Source organism: Paenarthrobacter sp. CCNWLY172, from assembly GCF_037402035.1.
Lineage (GTDB): Bacteria > Actinomycetota > Actinomycetes > Actinomycetales > Micrococcaceae > Arthrobacter.
The window spans coordinates 185,461-210,742 of the sequence record NZ_JBBEGB010000006.1 but is presented as its reverse complement, the minus strand read 5'-3'; the positions used below and the strand labels follow the sequence as shown (position 1 = coordinate 210,742).

Here is a 25,282-nt window from a genome sequence, read left to right as displayed (position 1 = left end):
ACGTGCTGGGACGAATTCTGGGCCAAGCCCGCAAGGATGGCTGGGGTTCGGTTGCCGCTAAAGTGCTGCAGAGGACTGCTGGCAAAGCACTGGAAAACCTGGCTTTCACCGAGCCCACGCTGCCGGTTCGGCCTGAGGACATCGTAGATTTTGATGTTTTATGCGCCGCAGGCAACCCCCGCCCCAGAACGGGGAGCCTCGATGTCGGGTGGGTCTGCACACCTCCTGGACCCGGCTCAGGCGGACATACCACCTTCTTCCGCATGGTTCAGGGCATGGCGGACCGCGGGCACCGGTGCACGCTTTTCCTCTACGACCGCAACAGCGATGACGTTTCCCGGCACACTTCCACCATCAGGCAATTTTGGCCGGATCTCGATGCCCACGTGAGAAGTGTTACCGAGGGGTTCGAGGGAATGGACGCCGTGGTTGCCAGTTCGTGGCCAACCGCGTACGCGGCCGCGGCCCGGCGGGGCCCGGACATTCACAGCTTCTACTTCATCCAGGACTACGAGCCATACTTTTACCCCCGGGGCACCCTGTATTGGCTCGCAGAGAACAGCTACCGCCTGGGGTTCACCAACATCGGACTCGGAGAGATGATCACCGCTGTGATGAAGGCAGAAACAGGCCAGGAGCCCGCCGCTTCAGTACCCTTCGCCTGCGACACCGCGACCTACCGCCTGCTGGAGACGAAAGACGGAAAGAATACCCGCCAAGGAGTGGTCTACTACGCGAAGCGGGCGGTGGATCGACGCGGTTACCTCCTTGCCAAACTGGCCTTGGAGCAATTCCACGCTATGCATCCGGAGCAGGAAATACACGTCTACGGCGACAGGATCAGCGGCTGGTCCATTCCCGTGCACAACCACGGCAATCTCAGTCCTGCCGCTCTAAATGAGCTCTATAACCGCACCATCACCGGGCTTGCCATCTCTTTCACCAACATCTCCCTCGTCCCGGAAGAACTGTTGGCTGCCGGCAACGTGCCCGTACTGAATGAGTCGCCCTTCGCTGCACAGGTCTTGAGCGACCCGGACGTCCTGTGGTCACCCGCCATCCCACGCCGGCTTGCCGAAACGCTCGCAGAAGCGGTTGAGGCCCCTGATATCTCCGGGCGTGCGGCAAGGATCGCGCAACGTCAGCGACTGGACTGGTCAGCCTCACGGGAATGCTTTGCCGCAGTGCTCGAATCCGTCTGTGCCAAAGAACCAGGAAGTCCGAGGCTGTCATGAGTGGTGCGCGTAGTTTCCTTGGCCTTCGGCAACCGGCGCAAATTCCAGAGCTGGACGACCTAACCGTGAGCGACCGATCAGCCAGCCCCCGGGTGCCCTTGCTTTTGAAGTTTGCCGCTTTCGGAATCTTCTTCTTTCCCTCCAATATGGTGCTGAAACCGCTGGGCGCGGTGGGTACATTGCCTCTGATTTTTGCATTGCTGCTGTTGGCTGTTTGGCTGTGTTCCGCCCTCTTTGGGTTGACCAACCCGTTGGATACCAGGCACCCCGGCCGCATGGGCTTCGTTCTCCTCTGGGTGGGAACGTGCGCTTCCTATGCGGCCATGTATTCCGGCTACACCGGAGGAAGTGAAAGTCCTGCACGCGCTGCAGCTGACAGGTGGCTGATTCTCCTGCTGGCCAGTGCAGGCATCATCCTCGTTACCGCGGAGGCCGTGAGGACGCTCAACACTGCCATGGAACTGACCCGTGCCTTGTTGGCCGGTGCGGCCTTCTGCTGCCTTGTTGCCGCCGTTCAATTTTTCTTCCGAATTGATCCCATGCAGTGGTTGCAATTGGCAATGCCGGGCTTCACCAATAACGGGGGAAATACAACGTTCCAGATACGCGGGTCGTTGATGCGCGTCTCAGGGAGCACTTTTCATTCCATCGAGATGGCTGTGATCTGTGCAATGCTTCTTCCCCTCTCCATCTGGCGGAGCCTCTACGACCCTAAAGGCAGAAAGTGGGTCCATTGGACCATCACGGCGCTGTTGGTCTTCGCCATCGCCTCCACGGTTTCCCGCTCAGGCATCCTTGGCCTCTTGGCGGGCATGGCCGTCTTCCTGCCCTTCCTTCCCCGTCTGGCCAGGCAATGGGCCTACGTCGCAGCTCCCGTCACCGTGGCCGCACTGTTCCTCGGAGTGCCGGGCCTGATCGGGACCCTCACTGCGTCTTTGACTGCCGGGGAAAGCGATCCTTCGATTACCACGCGGACCAACAACTACCCCCGTGTGGCAGCCATGGTGGAAGAACATCCGTTCTTTGGAGTTGGCCCGGGCAATTACATGCCAAGCAACGCGATCCACATCCTTGACAACCAGTACCTGAACGCAACGGTCACCATAGGTTTGGTCGGGCTGGTCGGGTTGATTGCCTACCTGACGTTCCCCGGCCTGACGACACTCCTCGCGGCTCGCGCTTCCCGCCTTGCACCCCTGCGCTGCCTGGCAGGCGCCGCAGCCGCAGCAGGAATTGTTGCCGCTATCTGCTCGCTCACCTTCGACTCCATGTCCTTCCCGGTGTTCGCACTCACCTACCCCTTCATCGTCGGATTGTCCGGAGGGGCCTGGATCATGGTCCGGCGGGAACTCGAACTTCAAAAAGTGCGTACCTCTGCCGAACAACCATCCGGGCCGACCCAAAGCACCACGCCACTAGTCCCCAAGGAGGGAACATGGACCCCGTAGCCGTTCTCAAAACCCTTTGGCGTTACAAGGTATTCGTAGTGCCCGTTCTGCTGCTGACGGCGGTGGCCGCTGTGTACATGTTCTCTTTCGCTCCACGAACCTATGAGGCCCGGACCACCTATGCAATCGTCAACCCGCAGACCCCTACAGCGGAGCAAATTGAAAAAGATCCTGCCTTGGGTCTGCTCAATCCGGATAACCCCTACCTGCGGTCTGCCGACTCGTCCCTTGTAGCCCAAGTTGCCGTGACCCGCCTGAACGACGTTGCCACTGGCGACATCCTTGCGGAACAAGGGCTCAGCACCGACTACAAAGTAGAGCGTCCCTCCGATGCGTTCCTCATTGACATCTCCGGCATCTCGGACGACAAGTCACAGGCCATTGCCACTGCCAAAGCACTGGGGGAGCGCCTGGAAGAGGACCTTCGGACCATTCAAACGATTAACGGAGCCTCCGACAGGTATCTTTTCACCGCGCTGGCGGTAGCCTCGCCCGACAAAGCCACGGAGCAGTTCTCCAGCAGGCTAAGGTCCGTGATCGTCGTTGTGGTGGCCGGACTCGTCCTCACCCTTGGCGCGGTCTCCCTGGCCCGTGCCGTCGAGACAACCCGGAAGCGAGGAAAACCCAAAAAGACCACGTCCGGCAAACGAGGGTCACCGATGGAACGCGAAACCAAACCGTCAAGCCTGGACCTTCCCGGCGCAGGCCTAACGGTCAACAAGACCTCGTTACCACCCGTGGAAGTCCTTCTTGGAGGCGATACCCGTCGACAAAACCAGGACAACAAGAGGGTCACCAGCCCACCGGCTGTTCAGCCAACCAACAGCCGTTAGGCTCAGGAAAGGTGCGGCCATGAACCGGTTTGGGTACCTGGTGCCGGAATTCCCCGGTCAAACACATGCCTTCTTCTGGCGTGAACTGAAAGCACTGACTGAGCTCGGACACCAGCCAGAACCAGTCTCCACACGCCATCCAGGACAGTCCGGCCCCATACCTACATGGACGCACGGGCGTATACCGGAAATCCACTACCTCGTACCACCGGACGCGCCACAGATTGCAGGTACTGCCTTGACCGCGCTCTCCGGACTGCGGCACCTTGATGAGCTTCGAGCAGCCTCCGGCCTGAAAGGCAGTCCCCTCCCTCCAAGGAAACTGATCCAAGACCTTCCACGGAAGGCCGCCCTGTTCCTGGCCGGAGCCGCGCTGGCCAGGCATGCACGAACCAGAGGGTGGACTCACATCCACGTCCACTCCTGCGCAGACGCAGCCCAGGTTGCGCTCTTCGCCCACGTACTCTCAGGCATTCCCTACAGCCTGACCCTCCACGGCCCCCTCAGCGACTATGGACCAAACCAAAGCGAAAAATGGCGCAACGCCGAGTTTGCCATCATCATCACAGAACAACTCCTTGCCGAAGCACAGGAGCACCTCAACGGGAGCCTGCCCACCACCGTGAAGGTTGCCCCCATGGGCGTCGAACTCTCCGCGTTCACCCGCCTCACCCCCTACAAGCCATGGACCCAAGGCACCCAGGCCCAAATCTTCAGCTGCGGACGGCTCAATCCCAGCAAGGGTCACATGGACTTACTCAGAGCCCTGCGGAGAGTTGTTGACTCCGGGGTGGATGCCGCCCTGACCATCGCAGGTGAAGACGAACACGGCGGCAGGGGCTACCGAACGGTCCTGCAACAAGCCATTACCGACTTGGGACTGACACGCCGCGTGACACTGCTCGGCGCAATCCCCGAAGACCGGGTCCGCGTGGAACTGGAGCGGACACACCTCTTTGCCCTGGCCAGTCTCCAGGAACCACTGGGAGTCGCCATCATGGAAGCCATGGCCATGGGTGTCCCGGTAGTCGCTACCGCTGCCGGCGGAGTTCCCCAACTCGTCACAGAGGGCCACAGCGGCCTCCTGGTGCAACCTCGAGAACCGGCAAAGCTGGCCACCGCAATGGTCGACATTCTGCGAAACCCGGCCCAAGCCGCCGAGATGGGCGCCCACGGCAGAATCAGGCTCGAATCCACTTTTGACGTTCGCCAAAGCGCTTCTGCCCTGTCCGAACTCATGTCTTGTCCGAACTGACAAAAACACCAGGAGATACCGTGAGTGCAAAAACCGTGGGACTGTGGACCGGCGCTGCGCTCGCCGTGGCATTGATTGGCGTGGCAGCAGCCAACGGGCTGGCACCGACTGCCGGACAGCGGGAGCCGGTGTCGCAACCCGCAACTGGGGCCGCAACTGGACCGAACACGACGGCGGTCACCCTCCGGACTGTTGACGGGGGAGCGGACTACTATGCCAGGTTCAGGAACAGTCTCCCGGCCGAGCCCACTTTCTTTCCTATTGGAGTGTGGCTGGAAAGTGTCCTCGACAAGGGGAATGTCGCTATGGACGCCGCGGCGGGACTCAACACCTATGTGGAATTGACCGCCAACTCAGACGTCCAACTGATCCACGATTCGGGAATGTACGCCCTGCCCGCCTTCGTCCATGAAGCCGCGGCCGGATTCACCCTGAGCGACGAGGTGGACATGTGGGCAGGCCCCGGAAATGCGACTTGGACGGGCAATTATCCCGGCGAGGGCCCTCCCTGTTCCCCCGAGGGAACTCCGTGCGGGTACACCATCCAGAAGGACCGCCGGGCGGTGGCCCCACAAGGTGCACTGCTCTACTCCAACTATGGCAAGGGCGTAACCTTCTGGGAATCGGACGAGGAAGCTCGCGAATTCTTCGCAGGCCTTCAGGATGTGGTGTCCGCAGATAACTACTGGTTCACCGATCCCAACATTTGCGGCCAAGGCGAGGGCGGCGCCATCGTAGGCTACACAAGGGACCTGACAAAGGAGGAATGCCGGCTGGCTGCCAACTACGGCTGGACCATTGACAGGCTAAGGAATCTGCAGGACCCGGCCACCAGAATTCCCGTCTGGGCGTTCGTAGAGAACGGTCATCCATCCGGCGACGTCCCCAATACCTCCACCATTACCGGTCCCGAACTCCGCGCCGCCGTGTGGAGCAGCCTCATTCACGGCGCCCGGGGGATCATCTATTTCAACCACAACTTTGGCGGGGAATGCCTCACCCAGCACGTCATCAGGGACTGTGGGAAGGATATCGTTCCCACCCTCACCGCCGTGAACAGGCAAATCACGGGTCTTGCTCCGGTTCTCAACGCACCGTTCCTCGACAATGCCACCACAGCAACCGGGCCCGTAGACTTCACCACCAAACTCCATGACGGAAAGGCCTACGTCTTCGCCGGAGCGAACAAGAAGGCGGGCGGCGAGGCCAGCTTCAAGGTCCGGTGTGGCGGCAGTACCGCCGTCGTACTTGACGAAAACCGGACTATTCCGGTGGTGGACGGCACCTTCACGGACACATTCGCTGACGGAAACGCCGTTCACCTCTACCGCATGGAAGGCGGGGGAAGCTGCGGCTTTTGACTAACGGCTGCTGTCGTCCCGCTCCCAGGCAAATGCAGGCTCTCCTCCCCGGAGCGGACGACGGCGACCACCAGCGGCGAAGGCGGCATAAACAGCTGCGTCAACGGCGGAGAATGGCCCTCTCACGGAGGACAACAATTCCCGGACAGTCCGTGACGTTGCAGCTTCCGCCCCCATCCTGTCCTGCTGCGCATTGCCGCGATAGCTCCGACGAAGAACAGCCAGCAAGGCGACCCAGGTCCGAGGCGTCCGAACCACCACAGGCTCAGTAGGCAGCACGGCTTTCTCCTCTCCGCTGAAGAGCCGGTCAACGTAATAGTCATCACCTGTCAGCGATGGAAAGACTCCGAGCCGATCGTGCCCGGCCTTACTGAGCGCATAGACCCCCGCACCCCAAAGGCCCTGCGCGGTGGAAGGAATCCGGCCCCTCGCCCGGTAATAGGACCTAACCAATGCAGAGGCACCATCAGTGTTGTAGCGGAACGCCGGACGGGCCGCCAGCAACGGGCCGTCCGAAAGAGCCTTCAGGACCGCATGGACGGCATCCGCACTGACTTCAATGTCCGCATCAAGATAAAGACGGGGCCAACGCACCGCAGCCTTGTCTGCGGCGTTCAACGCCGAGGTCTTGGAAGCAGCATCCACTCGCAGGACCCGCACGTCTTCAAACCCGGACGCGATGGCCTCCGTACCATCCGTACAGCCATTGCACGCAACAATGACCTCAACACTGCCCCAGGCCATGACACCCTGCAACGATTCCAGAGTCCTGGCAATGACCGCTTCTTCATTGTGTGCCGGGATGATCACAGCGCCCGATGGTGGCACCGCGCCCGTCACCTTGGAAAGCTCTCCGCGGGTAGCGTGCGGCAGCGCATCCCACCGCCTGCGGTCAACCACGGCAAGGGCAGCCTGACGATGCCCCGGCTTATGGAGCCGGACAAGCTCCGCAGCCATGACCACGGCAGTGAGCGCTGCCACAGTGCCCCGGCCGTGATACTTAGCCGCATAGCGCAAACGGTTCACGGACATCAGCGCGGTCAACTGTGGCGATGTACCCGACCCCCCACGTTCATGCCACATCCGCGCCAAGGGCTCAAACCAGATGGAAAGGCCCGCGGCTCGTACCCGTCGGCAAAAGTCTGTCTCCTCGGAGTACAGGAAGAACTGCTCATCCCAGCTGCCCACCTCACTCACAGCAGCCGCGCTGATCAAGAGCGCCGCACCCGTCGCCCAATCAACCCGGTGCGCATACACGTAACTCTCCGGATCAAAGTCCATCTCAGACAACCAACCCGGCCTGCCCTGAAGGTGCCCGCCCAAAGCCGCGTCACCCAGCGCTCGCAGGACCCCCGGCTCCCACCTCAGTGATGGATAAACGCTGCCGTCGTCGTCCAGCAGGACCGGCACCACCATGCCTGCCCCTGACACTGCCATCCGTCGCCGCATGGCCGCGATCGCCCCCGGCTCCACCCGCAGGTCCGGGTTGAGGATGAGATAGGCGTCCGCGTCACCAGCCACCCGCATGGCAGCATTGATTCCGCCGGCATAGCCAAGATTCCCACCCGTGCGTATCGCCAGGACATCCGGAAACCGGGCCAATTCGGCCATGGTCTTGTCGTCGGGGGAGTTATCAGCCACAACAACCCTGATGGTTTGTCCGGCGGTCTCCGCCCGGAGTCCCGCTACCAACGGCCCCACGTCATCTGCATTGTCATAGGTCACCACGATCACGGCGACGTTGGCTTTGACGTCACCCGCGACGAACTGTCCCGGAGCACGGCTGGGCCCGCACTCCGGGACGGATTCAACGGCGTTGAAGGGCACCGCCGCCCCAAATACGGTTAGCGGATCGGACGGGTCTGCGGCACTCTGACGCCGCAACGTCATGTATGCCTCTGGGCCGTCCACCAGGTACCGCCGGGCCAACCGTCGCGGTTCCAGCATCAGCCGCCACGCCCATTCCAGTCCACGGGTGCTCACCCACACCGGAGCGCGCCTGATCCTGCCGGCGAGGAAATCAACAACCGCACCAAAGGCCAGCATGACCTTGGCTCCCGCCAACTGCCCATATTCGGCGATCCAGAGCTCCTGCCTGGGCTTTCCCAAACCCACCACCAGGACGTCCACGGCAGCGCCGGCGATTTCCGCCGCCAAGAGCCTGGAGGCGTTCACATCGACAAGCACGGGACGCTCTGGGGCCCACCAGCCCGCCACCGTCAAACCGGGACGTTCCCGGGCAAACCTCTTCCGGATGAGTTCCTGCGCCTGCGGGCTTCCACCCAGAAAACCCACGCGAAGACCCAGGCGCTCGGCCTCGTCCAGCAAGGGTTCCACCACATCACTGCCGGCCAGCCGTGGCCAGGCCCGGCCCGTGACCCTGGCCGCTTCGGCCACCAACGGCGCACCGTCCAGCAAAGTCAGCCATTCCACTGGTGAAGGTTGGTCCAACGTGCCGTTCCACCGGCTCCCCGAACCGAAATGACGGAGGTGGTCCAGATTTGCCGAACAGACGCCCAAAGGCTTCGCACCGCCGGACTGTGCGCGGTCCATGATGAGCTCCACGGCCTGCTCGAAGTCCATCAGGTTCACCAGGGCACCGCCCAGGTTTACCGACTGCCCTGCGCTGGGCTGGTCTGTCGCGGGGCGACCCGGGCCGGCGTGGACGGTCGTGGCGGCGCCCCGGCTGGAGGCCGCCCTGGACCGGCGTCGGTGGGGAGTCAGCAGCAGTGCGCTGCCGTTCATCTCCGGGCCTGATGAAGGGTGGGGGAGTGCGCTTTGTCGGGGCGCGATCTTCGGCAGCAGCATGCTCGGCTCTCCAGGCTTCCGGGTCCAGCTCAGGACACAACAATTGAGCCGGCGATCCATGCTGCTGCACTGCCTGGATCGCCGCGGACAGCCAAGGCTGCCCTTCCAACGTGTTCACTTGAGTTGTCTCCCGGCCTGCCTCAGGCGGGCTGCCGTACGGCCACTGTAGGCCCTTTTTCCGGACGCCGCTAGGGTTCCAGGCCGTCCAAATACTCCGCCAGGCGCACGGGCGCTGGAGCCGGGTCAAATCCGGCAGCCCGGATCTTCGACAGGTCCAGGACGCTGCTGCGGGGGCGCGGCGCGGTACCAGGCTTGGCATAGTCCGCAGTGCTGACGGGGTTCACCCGGACGGGATCGGCCCCGCAGTGCCGGAACACATCCCGGGCTACGCCGGCCCAGGATGCCCGCTCGCCGCTGTTGCTGACGTTGTACGTGCCGTACGGGGCCCGATGGTCCACCAGGTGACGGATGGCAGCAGCGACGTCGACGGCGAAGCTCAGCCTGCCCCATTGGTCATCAACCACGGACGGCGAAACTCCTTGGGCGGCCAGGGCAGCCATGGTTCGAACAAAGTTTCGACCTTCACCTACTACCCAACTGGTCCGCACGATGTAGTGCCGCGGGACCGTCGCCACGGCTGTCTCTCCAGCTGCTTTGCTCTGGCCGTAGACCCCCAGGGGCGTCGGGTTCTCGTCCTCCCGGTGAACGTCGGCAGTTCCGTCGAAGACGTAGTCGCTGGAAACATGAACCAGCGTCAGTGAATGCTCGACGGCGGTGCTCGCCAAGCGGGCCACTGCAGTTGCGTTGATGGCCCAGGCAGCCGCGCGGCCCTCTGCGGTTTCGGCGGCGTCAACACCCGTAAAAGCCGCCGCATTGATGATGGTGGAGTACTTCCGCCAGTCCCGTGCCGCATACGATTCCCACGATGTGAGATCGAAGTCTGCCCGGCCGGCGAAGTCCACGCTGGCATCCCCGGCATACTCCCCCCGCAGGGCCTTGCCCAGCTGCCCGTCCGCTCCGAGGACCAGCGTTCGCCGTGGCTGCATGGGCTTTACGTCCGGCAAGCGTGGATGGCTCTTGTCCTGGGTCGACAGAACAGCACGGTCCAACGGAATGGGCCAGGGAACGGCTACGTGGTCGTCGGCTGCATTGAGGAAGGTGTAGTCCTTCTGCGCCTCAGCACTCCAGTGGTCATTAACCAAGTACGTGTAGGCCGTGTCGTCTGCCAGGGTCTGGAAGGCGTTTCCAACACCACGGGGAACGTACACCGCGTCCTTGGCCGTCATTTCCGCGCAGAACATGGTGCCGAAGCCGGGCCCTTCGCGCAGGTCCACCCATGCGCCGAAGATCCTCCCTGCGGCAACCGAAATGAACTTGTCCCACGGTTCGGCATGGATTCCCCGGGTGGTTCCGCGCGCAGCGTTGAAGGAGATGTTGTTTTGCACCGGCCCGAAGTCCGGGAGCCCCAGGTCCAGCATCTTCTTGCGATGCCAGTTTTCCTTGAACCATCCACGGTCATCCCCGTGAACCGGCAATTCGAAAAGCACCAGCCCTGGGATCGGCGTGGTGCGTGAACGCAACTGCTGTACCGGCTCCACGGCTTAGTGGCCCTGGCCGGCGTATTTGGATTCCGTTGAGGCTTTCTGGGGCCGCCACCAGGCTTCGTTGTCCCGGTACCACTGAACGGTGGCAGCCAGGCCGCCGTCGAAATCCGAAAACCGGGGCGACCACCCAAGTTCCCGGCGGAGCTTGCTTGAATCGATGGCGTAGCGCAGGTCATGGCCTGGACGGTCGGTCACCAGATCGTAGGCGTCACTGGGCTGGTTGGCGAGGGACAGCAGCTTTTCCACCACCTCCTTGTTGGACCGTTCTCCGTCGGCTCCAATCAGGTAGGTTTCGCCCACGCGGCCGCCCTCAAGAATGGCCACCACTGCCGAGGAATGGTCTTCGACGTGAATCCAATCGCGCACGTTGCGGCCATTGCCGTAGAGGCGCGGCCGCGTGCCTTCCAGGATGTTGGTGATCTGCCGGGGGATGAACTTCTCAACGTGCTGGTAGGGACCGTAGTTGTTGGAGCAATTGCTGATGGTCGCCTTGAGGCCGAAGGACCTGACCCATGCCCGCACCAGCAGGTCCGAGCCGGCTTTCGTGGCGGAGTAGGGGCTGGTGGGCCGGTAAACGGATTCTTCGGTGAACCGGCCCGGTTCATCCAGGGCAAGGTCGCCGTACACCTCGTCCGTGGAGATGTGATGGAACCGGGTGCCATGCTTTCGCGCGGCTTCGATCAGGGTGAATGTTCCCAGCAGGTTGGTGTCGAGGAAAGGCCGGGGCTCTTCCAGGGAGTTGTCATTGTGGGACTCGGCGGCGAAGTGCACCACGGCATCCGCGGCGGCAGTCAGCGCATCCACCACTGCGGCATCACAAATGTCACCCTGGACAAATTCGAAGCGTTCAGGCGGCAACCCGGCAAGTGATTCGATATTGCCTGCATAGGTCAATTTATCCAGGACCGTGACATGGAAGCCGGTGTGCCCCATGATGTAGTGGACAAAGTTGCATCCGATGAATCCGGCCCCGCCGGTGACAAGGATTCTCTGCATGGCCCTAGAGTAGCCGTCCGCGGCGGGACAGGGCACAGGTGAGGACGGCAGGTTTGCGAGGAATTATTCTTGCAGGTGGAACGGGTTCCAGGCTCCATCCCATCACGCTCGGAATCAGTAAACAGCTGGTCCCCGTGTTCGACAAGCCCATGATCTATTACCCGTTGTGCACACTGATGCTCGCCGGTATCCGCGATGTCCTCATCATCACCACCCCCGGCGACGCCACCCAGTTCCAGCGGCTCCTGGGCGATGGTTCACAGTTCGGCATCAACCTGACGTACGCAGAACAGCCGACGCCGGACGGGTTGGCCCAGGCGTTCATCCTGGGGGAGCGGCACATCGGGACCGGCAAAGTGGCCCTCATCCTCGGGGACAACATTTTTAATGGACCCGGCATGGGCAACCAGTTACGCCACTACGTGGATGTCGACGGCGGTGCCATCTTCGGATATTGGGTCAAGGACCCGTCCGCCTACGGGGTGGTGGAGTTCGACGACGACGGCCTGGCGGTATCCATTGAAGAGAAGCCGTCCATGCCCAAAAGCAATTACGCCGTCCCCGGCTTGTACTTTTACGACAATTCCGTAGTTGCCATGGCCAAGGACCTCAAACCCTCCCCGCGCGGGGAACTGGAGATCACGGACATCAACAGGATGTACATGGACCTCGGCCGGTTGCACGTACAGAAGTTCCCCCGCGGCACCGCATGGTTGGATACGGGAACCTTCAGCGACCTGAACGATGCTTCGAATTACGTTCGCACCACTGAGAACCGACAGGGCTTAAAGATCGGCGCCCCTGAAGAAGTTGCCTGGCGGATGGGCTACCTGGACGACGACGGACTCCGACAGCAGGCGGCAAAGCTGGCCAAGAGCGGGTACGGCAGCTATTTGCTGGACATCCTGGACCGGCAATAGACCGGCTTATTGGGCAGAAACGTCCTCCAGGGCACGTCCTATCTCCGCAGGCAAAACCGTCAATTGCGCGTCCAGCAGTTCCTTGAGCTGGACGGCGTTCCTCGGCCCGACGATTGCCGTTGCCACGCCGGGACGGGAGAGCAGCCAACTCAGGGAGACATCCATAGGGGTGCGACCCAGCCCGCGGGCAGCCATGGCCACCGCTTCCACCACACGGGAAGCCCTCGGTTCCAGGTACGGCTCAATATAGGCAGCCAGCCGGTTCTGCGCAGCACGGGAATCCGCTGGAATCTGGCCACGGTATTTGCCGCTGAGGACACCCCTGCCCAAGGGCGCCCACGCCATCAGGCCCAATCCGGCGTCCTCCACGGCAGGGATCAGTTCCTCTTCGGCCTTGCGCTGGACCAGGGAATACTCCGACTGGTTGGCCACCAGGGTGAATCCTGCCACAGCAGCGGCTTTGGCGGTCTGCCAGCCGTTGTAGTTGGAAATTCCCACATACCGGGCACGTCCGGTCCTCTGGGCAAGTTCCAGCGCTGAAAGGGTCTCATCGAGGGGCACGTTCGGGTCCCATTCGTGGGCGAACCAGATGTCGATGTAGTCGGTTCCCAACCGTGCGAGGCTGGCATCGAGCGCGGACAGCATGGCGCCGCGTGAAGCATTAATGCTGCGCCGTGAGTCCGACGACGACACGCCGGCTTTGGTGGAGATGACCAGTTCGGAGCGGGCCACGACGTCGCCCAACATGGAACCCAGCATGGCCTCGGCCTGCCCATGGGCGTAGGAGGCCGCCGTATCAACCACGGTGCCGCCGGCAGCGACAAATGCGTGGAGGACTTCGGCAGCGTCCTGCTCATCGGTCTCCTGTGCCCAGGACATGGTTCCAAGGGACAAGGAGGACACGCGGAACCCACTGTTCCCGACATAACGCTGCTGCATAGCTGCTAGCTTACGGGGAGTTCCCAGTCTTCATGACGTAGGGTCTATTCACGTGAACTGGATAGAAGCAGCCTTGCTGGGCCTGGTGCAGGGCCTCACCGAATTCCTCCCGATCTCCTCGAGCGCACACCTGCGGATCGTCGGCTCATTCCTCCCGAATGCTTCCGATCCCGGCGCCGCGTTTACTGCCATCACGCAGTTGGGAACCGAAACCGCCGTCATCGTCTACTTCTGGCGCGACATCGTGAGGATCGTCCGTGCCTGGTTCGGGTCCCTCATCGGCAAAGTGGAACGCAGCAATCCCGATGCCCGTATGGGCTGGCTGGTCATTCTGGGCAGCCTCCCGATCATCGTCCTGGGCCTGCTGTTCCAGGACCAGATCGAGTCGGTGTTGCGCAGCATGTGGATCGTCGCCACCATGCTGATCGTTTTCGGCATGATCCTGGCTGTTGCGGACGCGATCGGGCGGCAGGAGAGGGATCTCACACAACTGACGTACAAGCACGGCATCCTGTACGGGTTCGCCCAGGCCATGGCCTTGATTCCGGGTGTCTCCCGCTCCGGTGGAACCATCACCGCCGGACTGCTCATGGGCTACACCCGTGAAGCCGCTGCCAGGTATTCGTTCCTGCTGGCCATCCCCGCCGTATTCGGCAGTGGCCTGTACCAGTTGTACAAGACGGTTTCGAACGATGGTCTGGCCGGTCCGTACGGTCTGGCGGAGACTGCGATGGCTACGGTCATTGCTTTCGTGGTGGGCTACATCATTATTGGCTGGTTCCTGAAGTTCGTCTCCACCCGCAGTTACCGGCTGTTCGTCTGGTATCGGATCCTCTTGGGCCTGGCCTTGTATGTCTTGCTGTATTTCAATGTCATCAGCGCCTAGCACTAAGGTTGAACCGTGAAATCGTGGACCTCCCGCCCTGTTCCTGAGCTGCCCGGCAGCATGCCGCAATTACGGCTGTTCGACACAGCCCTAGGCCGCGTAGTGGAGGTTGAACGGCAACCGGAACAGTCCATGTATGTCTGCGGCATCACGCCATACGACGCGACACACATGGGTCACGCGGCAAGCTACGTGGCCTTCGACCTATTGAACCGGGCTTGGCGAGACGCTGGCCTCCGCGTCTCCTATGTCCAAAATGTCACGGATATCGATGACCCCCTGCTGGAGCGCGCCACCGCCACGGGAGTGGACTGGCGCGAACTGGCCCAGAGCCAGATCGAGCTTTTCCAGACCGACATGGACGCACTTAATGTCCTTGCACCCAATCACTACATCGGCGCCGTTGAGGCCATCCCGGACATCGTTCCCGCCATCGAGCGCCTCATTGCCGACGGCGTTGCCTACCGCGTTCCTGGTTCTGACGGTGAGCCTGACGGCGATGTCTATTACGACGTCGAAATGGCCGGCAAGCGCTCGGACGCGACAGACGCCTGGACACTGGGGGATGTGTCGGGACTCGGCGAAACAGAGATGCTGTCGCTGTTCGCCGAACGCGGCGGAGATCCCGCAAGGGCTGGAAAACGCCACGCACTTGATCCGCTGCTCTGGCGCGTGGCCCGTGAAGGCGAACCGCGTTGGCCTGGCGGAACCCTCGGAGACGGCCGGCCCGGGTGGCACATCGAATGCACGGTCATTGCACAGAAGTATCTTCCGGCACCCTTTACCGTCCAGGGCGGAGGCTCGGACCTCGTGTTCCCGCACCACGAAATGGGAGCAGGCCATGCTTACTCTCTGTCCGGAGTGCCGTTGGCACGGCACTATTCGCACGCAGGCATGGTGGGTCTGGACGGAGAAAAGATGAGCAAGTCCAAGGGCAACCTTGTTCTTGTCTCCAAGCTCCGCGCGGCTGGAGAAGAACCGCCGGCCATCCGCCTGGCGATTCTGGCCAACCACTACCGTTCGGACTGGTCCTGGACCGATGAGGAGTTTGCGGCAGCCAAGAAGCGGCTGGCGCAGTGGCGTGAAGCAGCGGAGCATGCCCAGGCCGGTTCGGCGGGACCACTGGTGGCCGCGATGCGCAAGGAGCTGGCCAACGACCTCAACGCTCCCGGTGCCATCTCCGCAATCGATCGATGGGCAGAAGACACCCTGCGGGGCAATGCTCCGGCATCCGAGCAGGACCGTGCCGTGATATCTGACGCCATTAATGCGCTGCTGGGCGTTGAACTCTGAGGCCGCAAAGTCCGCAGAAACACGCCCAAAACCCGTAGGAAGCAGCAACGGCCCCGACGCTTCGTCGGGGCCGTTGCCGGTTTATGACGGCAGCAGGGGTCAGGGTCGGTCCTTACCGCGCCGCTTGAGGTACCGCTCGAATTCGCGGGCAATGGACTCCCCGGACGCTTCCGGAAGATCGGCCGTGTCTTTGGCCTCCTCCAGTTGACGTACATACGCGGCAATTTCCGGGTCCTCGGTAGCGAGTTCGTCCACTCCGCGCTCCCAGGCTTCCGATTCTTCAGCCAAGGCCAGACTGTCCAACGGAACCTGCAGCAGATCCTCGACCTTGTGCAGAATGGCGAGCTGGGCTTTGGGAGAGGGTGGCTGGGCCACGTAGTGGGGGACTGCTGCCCACAGGGAGACAGTCGGCAGGCCCGCAAGCATGGCAAATTCAGCAAGCACACCGACGATGCCTACCGGCCCCTCGTACTGGGAAGCCTCAAGATTAAGCCGCTCCCGCAATGAGCTGTCCTCGGTGGTGGTGCTCACCGGAATGGGACGGCTGTGGGGCACGTCAGCCAGCAATGCGCCAATCAGGACCACGGAGTCAACCTTGAGTGCTTCGGCATGGACCAGCAATTCCGTGGTGTAGGCACGCCAACGGTACGAAGGTTCCGTTCCAAGGACGAAAACCACGTCCACGTTGCTGTCCGGTACTGATGCCTTGTAGATCCGGGTTGATGGCCATTTGACCTTGCGGGCACCGGAAGAAGTTCGCCTCACGGTGGGCCGTGTGAACTGGAAGTCGTAGTATTCCTCGGCATCTACAGTGGCAACCTTCTTGCCATCCCACAGCTTGTTCAAATAGTGCAGCGCATCGCTGGCCGCCTCACCGGCATCATTCCAGCCCTCAAACGCGGCGAGCATTACGGTGACACGCTGGCCTTCCGCGGGTTCCTTGAGGAAACGCTCGGGCTCCGCGGTGATGTCCTGTCCTTCGGGGGTCCCGTCCACACTGTTCATCCACTCACCCTACGTCCAAGACCCTCGTGGATGCATGGCATTTGATGTCAATGCGTGTCACCGATTCGCCCACAGCGCAAAGCACGGACAGCCCTTGGCCAGGTTCCACGTAGACTGGAAACCATGCATTCCTCACCCAGCCAGCCCCACCTCAAAGCCGTGCTCTGGGATATGGATGGCACACTCGTGGACACCGAACCCTACTGGATCGCTGCCGAGCGCGCGCTGGTTGAGGCACATGGAGGCAGCTGGTCGCACCAGCAAGCCATGCAGTTGGTGGGGCAGTCTTTGCTGCATTCTGCTGCTGTCCTGCAAGCCGCCGGAGTTGGGCTTGAAGCCCGCAAGATCGTGGATACCCTCAGCGCCCAGGTCATTGAGCAGATCCGCAAGGAAGTTCCGTGGCGCCCCGGTGCGCGCGAACTGTTGGATGAGCTCCAGCAGGCCGGCATCCGCTGCGCCCTGGTGACGATGTCCGAGGGCCCGCTGGCCGGCGTTGTAGTGGAAAGCCTGCCCAAGCCCTACTTCGAGTTCATGGTTACCGGGGATACCGTCGCCAACGGAAAACCGCACCCCGAGGCGTACCTTACGGCCGTTGAACGGCTCCGGCTGGACGACCCGTCCCTCACCATTCATCATTGCGTCGCCTTGGAGGATTCCGTTCCGGGCGCAACCGCGGCCATCGCTTCGGGCGTGATCACCGTGGGTATTCCGCATCAGGTACCGCTGCCCGAGGATCACCGGATGGTCATGTGGGACACCTTGGTGGGCAGGACCTCATCCGATGTCCAGCAATTGGTCGTTGACCGCTTTCAGGCAGCAAACCTCCTCGAAGGGGCCAACTAGGTGACAAGCTCCTCCACCCCGCATCATGCAACCAGTAAGAAGGACGGCATACCCCTCGGAAGGATTGCCGGCATACCTGTCTTTCTCGCCTACTCGTGGTTCGTGATCGCCGGCTTCACGGTCATCGTGTACGGACCCGCGCTCCTGGTACGGATGCCGGATCTCGGCATCGGAGCCTACTTCGTTGCCTTGGGATACGCCTTGCTGCTGGCCGTCTCTGTCTTGGTCCATGAGCTGGCGCACGCCTTGAGCGCCAAAGTGTTCAACTGGCCCACGGAGAAGATTGTGCTGAACCTCTGGGGTGGCCACACCCAATTCGAGAACTTCACGGCTTCGCCCGGACGTTCAGTAGTGGTCGCCCTGGCCGGCCCTGCCTCCAACTTCGTCTTGGCGGCCGGGATGTGGGCCGTACTCTCTACTGGCGTCCTCAGCGGCGTATCCGACATCCTGGCCAACATCCTGATGTGGGCCAACCTCCTCATCGGCCTCTTCAATGTCCTCCCCGGCCTTCCCCTGGATGGCGGGCGTTTGGTGGAATCGGCTGTGTGGAAAGCAACGGGCAGCCAGGACAAAGGCACCATCGCCGCCGGCTGGTCCGGCCGCATAATCGTTGCCGCCTTGGTCATCTGGTTCATCGGCCTGCCGCTCCTCAGCGGTTCACCCCTGGACATCAACCTCATCCTGATCACTGTCCTCGTCTGCGGATTCTTGTGGATGGGTGCTTCCAGTTCAATTCACCACGCGAAGCTCCGCAGCCGCCTTTACCTGGTGAGCGCCGCGGGCCTGGCAGAGCGCGCCGTGGGCGTACCGAACTCAGCCACCGTGGCCGACGTCCTGGACATATCACCGTCCGGAAGTCCCGCCGTCGTGATCTGTGGACCGGATGGCAAGCCGCAGGGCGTAGTGGACTTCGGCGCAGCGGCCGCAGTGCCTCCCCAGTCGACTGCGACGACGCCGGTCACCGCAGTGGCCCACGCCCTCGGCGCCGGGGCGTACGTCCCGGAATGGTCCAAAGGCCAGGAGCTGATCCAGTACTTGGCACGGCTGGAGGGCGGCGAATACGCTGTGGTGGACCACAACGGAATCGTGACAGGGCTTCTGCGCCAGCAGGCAGTTGTGACGGCCATAACAGGCAAGGAAGCCCGCAGGAGCGGGCGCCCCTGACATCCTTGCCGGTAGAGTTGCATGCCGGCGGTTTTACCGAAGAACCCATTGATTTTTGGCGCCCATCCGCCAGCACGATGTTGCGGCCAAGCCGTACAGGAGCGAGGAACAGTACATGAGCAGCGAAACCGCCGCCCCCGAAGCAAACGCCGGCATCGACGAGGCATCCGCGAGCCAGGCGATGACCGGCCAGGCCGTGCAGCCGACGGGCGCTGCCCGCCGCCGCGGCCCTTTCCGCGTCGGTGAGCGGGTCCAGCTCACTGACGAGCGCGGCCGCATGAACACCATCACCCTGGAGGTTGGTGGTGCTTTCCACACCCACCGCGGCTTCCTGAACCACGACGAAATCATCGGCAAAGTGGATGGCTCCGTGGTCAGCAACAACGTTGGCCAGCAGTACCAGACGCTGCGTCCCCTGCTCTCCGACTTCGTCCTGTCCATGCCCCGCGGCGCCGCTGTGGTCTACCCGAAGGACGCGGGCCAGATTGTCACCATGGCCGACATCTTCCCGGGCGCACGCGTCGTTGAAGCCGGCGTCGGCTCCGGCGCCCTGTCCATCTCCCTGCTGCGCGCCGTGGGTGACGGTGGTTACCTCCACTCGTTTGAGCGTCGCGAGGAATTCGCCGACATCGCCCGTGGCAACGTGGAGACCATTTTCGGTGGACCGCACCCGGCATGGCAGATCTCCCTGGGCGACTTCCAGGAAGAAGTGGTCAAGGCTGAAGCTCCAGGCTCCGTGGACCGTGTGGTCCTGGACATGCTCGCTCCGTGGGAGTGCCTTGATGCCGTGGCCACCGTCCTGGCGCCTGGTGGTGTCTGGATCAACTACGTGGCAACCGTCACCCAGTTGTCCCGTACGGCCGAGGCCATCCGTGCTGACGGACGCTTTACCGAGCCTGACGCTTGGGAATCGATGGTCCGCGGTTGGCACCTCGAGGGCCTTGCTGTCCGTCCGGATCACCGCATGGTGGCCCACACCGGCTTCCTCCTGGTGACCCGCCGCCTCGCCGACGGTGTCACCGGAATTTCCGTCAAGCGCCGCCCGTCCAAGACGGAGTTCAGCGAAGAGGACCTCAACGCGTGGACCCCTGGCGCAGTGGGGGAGCGGTCAGTATCCGACAAGAAACTCCGCCGGGCTGCCCGTGACGCCATCGCCGGCACCAACGTCCAGGACGATCCCGCAGTCACAAACTGACAAAGGTCACAATAGGGTCCGCATTCCGAATGTCACCCAGCACCCTGAGCTTTTCGGGACTAAGGTCTTGTTAAGCGCAGGAAGGGGCTGATGAATCGTGGATACGTCAAACAACGACCTTGGACGGCCAACGCCGGAGGAAGCACACGCCGCAGCGGAAGAAGCAGCAAGCCGGGGGCTTTCGGCTGTCCAACCGCCCGAGCCCTCGAGTGATCTGACCGTCGCCGAACGGCAAATCAATATCCTCCGGGACAAGCTTCGCCACATTGACCGCCAGTTGGCAGCCGCTACCCAGAACAACAGCAAGCTCGTGGGCATGCTGGAGACCGCGAAGGCCGAGATCCTCCGGTTGAAGGGCGCGCTGGAGCAGGAGGGCCAACCCCCCTACAGCTTCGGAACCGTGGTGCAGATCAATCCGCGGAAGCAACCGGCTGCCGGCAGTTCCAGCCAGGCCGCCACCGAAGAGTCCGTGGACATCTTCAATTCCGGCCGGAAAATGCGGGTGGGCGTCAGCCCACTGGTCAATGTGAACCAGCTCGCAGTGGGCCAGGAAGTCCTCCTGAACGAGGCATTGCTGGTGGTGGCCGGCCTCGGCTACGAACGCGCCGGCGAACTGGTGACGCTCAAGGAAATGCTCGGCAAGGACCGCGCACTGGTGGTGGGCCGGGCCGACGAGGAACGGGTGGTCCGGCTTTCGGGCGCACTGCAAAGTGTTCACTTGAAGGTCGGCGACGCCCTGTCATTGGATTCCCGCACCGGTTACGCCCTTGAGAAGGTGCCGCGGGCCGAAGTGGAGAACCTCGTCCTCGAAGAAGTCCCGGATATCACCTATCAGGACATCGGTGGCCTCGGCCCCCAGATCGAACAGATCCGCGACGCCGTGGAGTTGCCGTTCCTGCACCCGGACCTCTACCGTGAGCACGGGCTGAAAGCCCCCAAAGGCATTCTCCTCTACGGCCCTCCGGGTTGCGGCAAAACCCTCATCGCCAAAGCCGTGGCGAATTCACTGGCAGCGCGTGCGGCGGAACGTGCCGGCAACACCGACCTGAAGAGCTACTTCCTGAACATCAAGGGTCCGGAATTGCTGGACAAATACGTGGGCGAGACTGAGCGGCACATCAGGTTGATCTTCTCCCGCGCACGGGAAAAGGCGTCCGATGGCAGCCCGGTCGTTGTTTTCTTCGATGAAATGGACTCGCTGTTCCGGACCCGCGGCACCGGCGTTTCCTCGGATGTGGAGACCACCATTGTTCCGCAGCTGCTCAGTGAGATCGATGGCGTGGAACGCTTGGACAATGTGATTGTCATTGGTGCCTCCAACCGCGAGGACATGATCGATCCCGCCATCCTCAGGCCGGGCCGCCTTGACGTGAAGGTCAAGATACAGCGTCCCGACGCCGAGGCAGCGGCTGACATTTTCGCGAAGTACATCACCACCGACCTGCCCTTCCACGCGCAGGACCTGGCCGAATATGGGGGCGACGTCCAGGCCACCGTCGATGCCATGGTCCAGCGCACCGTGGAAGCCATGTATTCAACGGAGAAGTCCAACGAGTACCTTGAGGTGACCTACGCCAACGGCGACACCGAGATGCTGTACTTCAAGGACTTCAACTCCGGTGCAGTGGTGCAGAATGTGGTGGACCGCGCGAAGAAGTACGCCATCAAGGACCTCCTGACCAACAATCAAAAGGGACTCCGCATCGAGCACCTTCTGCGGGCCGTGGTGGACGAGTTCCGTGAGCACGAGGATATGCCCAACACCACCAACCCGGACGACTGGGCACGGATCTCGGGCAAGAAGGGCGAACGGATTACCTACATCCGCACCATCGTCCAGGGCAAAGCCGGCCAGGAACCGGGCAAGTCCATTGAAACCACTGCCAACACGGGCCAGTACCTGTGACAGCAAGACCCGAAGGTACGCCCGCTGAGAAGTTGCCCGCCGGCGGTGCCATGCGCGTCATGGGCTCCGAAACTGAATACGGCATCCATGCACCATCGGCTCCCGGGGCGAACGCCACCATGATGTCCGCGAGGATCATCCAGGCGTATGCCGCAGTCACCCGGCAACGGGCAGCCGGGGGAGCGGAAACACGCTGGGACTACACCGACGAGGAACCGTTGCACGATGCCCGCGGCTGGACCGTGGACCGGGCAGCGGCGGACCCCAGCCAGCTGACGGACCAGCCACCAGTGCTCGACGCCGAGGCAGTCGCGTTGGCCTATGGCCGCCAGGAGTTGGAACTTGACGGCGCGGATGAGTCCGGTTCCTTGCTGATGAACATGGTCCTGGGTAACGGTGCACGCCTTTATGTGGACCATGCGCACCCCGAGTATTCGAGCCCTGAGGTCACCAACCCCCGGGATGTTGTTGCGTGGGATGCGGCTGGGGACTTGGTTGCGTTGGCCACGGTCCGGAAGGTGGCGGCCGATGCCGGCCTGCCTCCCATCAACCTCTACAAAAACAACACGGACAACAAGTCAGTGTCCTATGGTTCGCATGAAAACTACCTCATGCCCCGTTCGGTTCCCTTCGGCGACATCATTCGCGGCCTGACACCGTTCTTTGTGTCCCGCCAGGTCATGTGTGGGGCCGGACGCGTTGGACTGGGGCAGGACAGTTCGACCCCCGGTTACCAGATCAGCCAACGCGCCGACTTCTTCGAAGCAGAGGTGGGGCTGGAAACAACCATCCGGCGCCCCATCATCAACACCCGGGATGAGCCGCACGCAACAGCTGACAAGTACCGCCGCCTTCACGTCATCATTGGCGACGCCAACCTCAGCCAGGCCTCGAACTACCTCAAATTCGGCACCACTGCCATGGTCCTGAGCCTTATCGAGGCCGGCCAGGCGCCCAGGATCGAGGTCCACGAACCCGTCCAGGCACTTCAGTCCGTCAGCCATGACACAACGCTGACGGCGACAGTGAGGTTGCTTGACGGCCGGAGGGTGACTGCCCTGGATATCCAGTGGATGTTCTACGAGGCGGCAGCAAAACTTTCCCAGGAAACGGGAGTGGCGGATTCCGTGACCGGAGACGGCCACACCCATGGTGTCTTGACGCGGTGGGAATCAACGTTGACAACGCTGGGCAGCGACCTCGATGCCGCCGCATCCTCTGTTGAATGGGTTGCCAAGAGGTCGCTCCTGGAAGGGTACCGGAAGCGCGACGGACTGTCCTGGGATGACGCCCGGCTGGGGCTGGTTGATCTTCAGTGGTCCGATATCAGGCCGGAAAAGGGTCTTTACTACAGGCTGCTGTCCAAGGACCGCATGCTGAGGATCGTCGACGACGCCGACATCGCCCGGGCGGTGACCGAACCGCCGTCGGACACCCGCGCATACTTCCGCGGCCGTTGTGTTTCGAAGTTCGGCAAGGACGTGGTTGGGGCAAGCTGGGACTCGGTTATTTTCGATGTCCCCGGGTTGGGCAAGCTGCAGCGGGTCCCCACCCGCGAACCCCTCCGGGGCACGGAGGCGTTGACCGGAGCGCTGTTTGAGCGCCATCAGGATGCAGGCGCCTTCCTGTCTGAGTTGATGGGCCGGAATGTACCCCCGGCGAAGAGCTGACGGCGCTCCGCCACGGGAAGATCCGGGCCTGGTCAAAGCCGTACGCAGCAGCCCGCAGCGTGGCAATATGGCAGTAGGAAGTCTCCGTCATCAGGAGACTGACAGTAGGGAGAAAGAAAATGGCAGCACAGGAGCAGCAACAACCACAGTCACGGGACACCGAAACTGAGGTGGATGTCCCTGAGGCCCCGCCCGCAGCACCTGCGGCACAGGCTTCGGACGCAACGCAGGGCGTGGATGACCTTCTCGACGAAATCGACGGCGTTCTCGAATCCAACGCTGAGGAATTCGTCAGGGCGTTTGTCCAAAAGGGTGGCCAGTAAGCGGACCCGCTACAGGATGTACTGCCCGGCAGGCGTGAGGCCGCCGGGCATCGGAACGCAGAGTCGAAGGAGTGCAGCAATGCAGGACCCATCAACCGGCCCCCTGGCCACCCAGGCAACATCTTCTTTCACGGAGCATCTCCAACGCTCGCGTCCCGAACTCCTCCCGTTCAATCAGTCCTTACCGGCCGGCACTGTCCCGTCCTCACCGCACGCCACCACGATCGTTGCCTTGACGTATCCGGGCGGCGTGCTGATGGCGGGGGACCGTCGCGCCACCATGGGCAATGTCATCGCCAGCAGGCACATCGAGAAAGTGTTCCCTGCGGATGAGTACTCCGTCTTGGGTATTGCCGGAACGGCTGGCCTGGCCATCGACATCACCCGTCTTTTCCAGGTTGAACTGGAGCATTACGAGAAGATCGAGGGCACTTTGCTCAGCCTCGTGGGCAAGGCGAACCGCCTTGGCGCCATGATCCGTGGAAACCTGCCAATGGCCATGCAGGGAATGGCGGTCATTCCCCTGTTTGCAGGGTTTGACCACGTCTCCGGCGTGGGCAGGCTGTTCTCCTACGACGTCACCGGTGGCCGCTATGAAGAGCAGGAACACCACTCGGTGGGTTCAGGTTCAGTGTTTGCCCGCGGAGCCCTGAAGAAATTGTGGAAGCCGAACCTCTCCGAGGAAGCCGCCGTTGCGGTGGCCGTTGAGGCCCTCTACGACGCCGCCGACGACGATTCCGCTACCGGCGGCCCCGATCCAGTCCGCCAGTTGTGGCCCGTGGTCTACACCGTCAACCGCGCCGGGACCCGCCGTGTTCCGGAACGGGATTTGGCGGCCATAGCGGGCGCCATCGTCGAATCCCGCGCCATCGCCGGACGGGAGGCCTGAGATGACCCAGCAGTTCTACGTCTCTCCTGAGCAACTCATGAAGGACCGTGCGGACTTCGCGCGGAAAGGAATCGCACGCGGCCGGTCAGTAGTGGTAATCAGTTGCGCCGACGGCATCGCGCTGATCGCAGAGAACCCCTCGCCGTCCTTGCATAAAATTGGTGAAATCTACGACAAAATCGCGTTCGCGGCTGTAGGCAAGTACAACGAGTTCGAAAGTCTCCGGCAGGCCGGCGTCCGCTACGCCGATGTCCGGGGCTATTCCTACGATCGCGAGGACGTCACCGCCCGCGGACTGGCCAGCGTGTATGCCCAGAGCCTCGGTGCCGTGTTCACGGCTGAACAGAAACCCTTCGAAGTGGAACTCGCCGTAGCCGAGGTCGGCTTGACGCAGGAGCAGGACCACCTCTACCGGCTGACGTTTGATGGCTCCATCGCCGACGAGAACGGCTTCGTGGTCATGGGTGGACTCGCCGAGCAAATTTCAGACGTCGTCAGCGGCGCCTGGGATCCTGAGCTCACCCTGTCCGGCGCCATGCGCTTGGCCCTGCGCGCCCTGTCCACGGACAAGGACGCCGATGCCCTGCCGGCCACCGCCGTCGAAGCTGCAGTGCTGTACCGCGCATCCGAAAGCCACCGCGGTTCCCGGAGGGCGTTCCGGAGGCTTTTGCCGGAGGACATGACCCGGTTGCTCACAGAGGAGGCTTGA

The 25,282-nt window shown here is 62.4% G+C and carries 21 protein-coding genes; 16 read left to right on the top strand and 5 right to left on the bottom strand.

Features of this window, described 5'->3' with window-relative positions; all coding sequences use genetic code 11:
- Positions 1-2: 2 nt before the first annotated feature.
- The 5 genes from WBN73_RS11545 to WBN73_RS11525 all read left to right on the top strand — a co-directional run bounded on the left by WBN73_RS11545 (position 3) and on the right by WBN73_RS11525 (position 6,132).
- A complete protein-coding gene (locus WBN73_RS11545; protein WP_337340311.1) occupies positions 3-1,235 on the top strand; it encodes a glycosyltransferase family 1 protein in 1,233 nt (410 codons plus the stop codon).
- 65 nt (positions 1,236-1,300) lie between these two features.
- Positions 1,301-2,683 (top strand): O-antigen ligase family protein, encoded by a 1,383-nt coding sequence (locus WBN73_RS11540; protein WP_242703308.1) that lies wholly within the window; start codon positions 1,301-1,303, stop codon positions 2,681-2,683.
- Positions 2,671-3,516, top strand: coding sequence for a chain-length determining protein (locus WBN73_RS11535; protein ID WP_207593569.1), 846 nt, complete (start codon positions 2,671-2,673; stop codon positions 3,514-3,516). The genes WBN73_RS11540 and WBN73_RS11535 overlap by 13 nt, the downstream gene beginning before the upstream one ends.
- A gap of 19 nt (positions 3,517-3,535) precedes the next feature.
- Positions 3,536-4,771, top strand: a complete 1,236-nt coding sequence (gene epsE, locus WBN73_RS11530; RefSeq protein WP_207593570.1) for an exopolysaccharide biosynthesis GT4 family glycosyltransferase EpsE — start codon at positions 3,536-3,538, stop codon at positions 4,769-4,771.
- Between the two features lie 20 nt (positions 4,772-4,791).
- Positions 4,792-6,132: a hypothetical protein gene (locus WBN73_RS11525; RefSeq protein ID WP_337340310.1), complete on the top strand. Its 1,341-nt coding sequence runs from the start codon at positions 4,792-4,794 to the stop codon at positions 6,130-6,132.
- Here WBN73_RS11525 and WBN73_RS11520 read toward each other — a convergent pair whose 3' ends face one another.
- From WBN73_RS11520 to rfbB, 3 genes are all read right to left on the bottom strand, one after another.
- Positions 6,133-8,877, bottom strand: a complete 2,745-nt coding sequence (locus tag WBN73_RS11520) for a WecB/TagA/CpsF family glycosyltransferase (protein ID WP_337340309.1) — start codon at positions 8,875-8,877, stop codon at positions 6,133-6,135.
- 251 nt (positions 8,878-9,128) lie between these two features.
- Complete coding sequence (locus WBN73_RS11515; RefSeq protein WP_337340308.1) at positions 9,129-10,538, bottom strand: bifunctional dTDP-4-dehydrorhamnose 3,5-epimerase family protein/NAD(P)-dependent oxidoreductase; 1,410 nt, start codon at positions 10,536-10,538, stop codon at positions 9,129-9,131.
- Between the two features lie 3 nt (positions 10,539-10,541).
- Positions 10,542-11,540 (bottom strand): dTDP-glucose 4,6-dehydratase, encoded by a 999-nt coding sequence (gene rfbB / locus WBN73_RS11510; RefSeq protein WP_337340307.1) that lies wholly within the window; start codon positions 11,538-11,540, stop codon positions 10,542-10,544.
- 53 nt (positions 11,541-11,593) lie between these two features.
- On the opposite strand from rfbB, the gene rfbA reads away from it, so the two are divergent.
- Positions 11,594-12,460, top strand: a complete 867-nt coding sequence (gene rfbA, locus WBN73_RS11505; protein ID WP_207593573.1) for a glucose-1-phosphate thymidylyltransferase RfbA — start codon at positions 11,594-11,596, stop codon at positions 12,458-12,460.
- Between the two features lie 6 nt (positions 12,461-12,466).
- On the opposite strand, the gene WBN73_RS11500 is transcribed toward rfbA, so the two are convergent.
- Positions 12,467-13,399 carry an aldo/keto reductase gene (locus tag WBN73_RS11500; RefSeq protein WP_337340306.1) on the bottom strand — a complete coding sequence of 311 codons (933 nt, stop codon included), beginning with the start codon at positions 13,397-13,399 and terminating at the stop codon, positions 12,467-12,469.
- A 52-nt stretch (positions 13,400-13,451) separates the two neighbouring features.
- Between WBN73_RS11500 and WBN73_RS11495 the strand changes: the two genes are divergently transcribed.
- Both WBN73_RS11495 and mshC read left to right on the top strand, forming a co-directional pair.
- The gene (locus WBN73_RS11495) at positions 13,452-14,285 is read left to right on the top strand and encodes an undecaprenyl-diphosphate phosphatase (protein ID WP_207593575.1); all 834 of its coding nucleotides are present in this window, start codon (positions 13,452-13,454) and stop codon (positions 14,283-14,285) included.
- A 15-nt stretch (positions 14,286-14,300) separates the two neighbouring features.
- On the top strand, positions 14,301-15,578 hold the full coding sequence (mshC, locus tag WBN73_RS11490) for a cysteine--1-D-myo-inosityl 2-amino-2-deoxy-alpha-D-glucopyranoside ligase (RefSeq protein ID WP_207593576.1): 1,278 nt from the start codon (positions 14,301-14,303) through the stop codon (positions 15,576-15,578).
- A 99-nt stretch (positions 15,579-15,677) separates the two neighbouring features.
- On the opposite strand, the gene WBN73_RS11485 is transcribed toward mshC, so the two are convergent.
- Positions 15,678-16,583 (bottom strand): PAC2 family protein, encoded by a 906-nt coding sequence (locus WBN73_RS11485; RefSeq protein ID WP_207593577.1) that lies wholly within the window; start codon positions 16,581-16,583, stop codon positions 15,678-15,680.
- 123 nt (positions 16,584-16,706) lie between these two features.
- Here WBN73_RS11485 and WBN73_RS11480 point away from each other — a divergent pair, with 123 nt between their 5' ends.
- The 8 genes from WBN73_RS11480 (at position 16,707) to prcA (ending at position 25,282) form a co-directional block, all read left to right on the top strand.
- Positions 16,707-17,426 (top strand): HAD family hydrolase, encoded by a 720-nt coding sequence (locus tag WBN73_RS11480; protein WP_207593578.1) that lies wholly within the window; start codon positions 16,707-16,709, stop codon positions 17,424-17,426.
- Complete coding sequence (locus WBN73_RS11475) at positions 17,427-18,590, top strand: site-2 protease family protein (RefSeq protein WP_207593579.1); 1,164 nt, start codon at positions 17,427-17,429, stop codon at positions 18,588-18,590.
- 115 nt (positions 18,591-18,705) lie between these two features.
- Positions 18,706-19,785 carry a tRNA (adenine-N1)-methyltransferase gene (locus WBN73_RS11470; protein ID WP_278251927.1) on the top strand — a complete coding sequence of 360 codons (1,080 nt, stop codon included), beginning with the start codon at positions 18,706-18,708 and terminating at the stop codon, positions 19,783-19,785.
- 97 nt (positions 19,786-19,882) lie between these two features.
- Positions 19,883-21,691, top strand: coding sequence for a proteasome ATPase (gene arc, locus WBN73_RS11465; protein WP_207593580.1), 1,809 nt, complete (start codon positions 19,883-19,885; stop codon positions 21,689-21,691).
- A gap of 50 nt (positions 21,692-21,741) precedes the next feature.
- A complete protein-coding gene (gene dop / locus WBN73_RS11460) occupies positions 21,742-23,361 on the top strand; it encodes a depupylase/deamidase Dop (protein ID WP_337340372.1) in 1,620 nt (539 codons plus the stop codon).
- Positions 23,362-23,480: 119 nt separating this feature from the next.
- Positions 23,481-23,684 (top strand): ubiquitin-like protein Pup, encoded by a 204-nt coding sequence (locus tag WBN73_RS11455; protein WP_026540702.1) that lies wholly within the window; start codon positions 23,481-23,483, stop codon positions 23,682-23,684.
- 79 nt (positions 23,685-23,763) lie between these two features.
- Complete coding sequence (gene prcB, locus WBN73_RS11450; RefSeq protein WP_207593581.1) at positions 23,764-24,573, top strand: proteasome subunit beta; 810 nt, start codon at positions 23,764-23,766, stop codon at positions 24,571-24,573.
- Position 24,574: 1 nt separating this feature from the next.
- Positions 24,575-25,282: a proteasome subunit alpha gene (prcA, locus tag WBN73_RS11445; RefSeq protein ID WP_207593582.1), complete on the top strand. Its 708-nt coding sequence runs from the start codon at positions 24,575-24,577 to the stop codon at positions 25,280-25,282.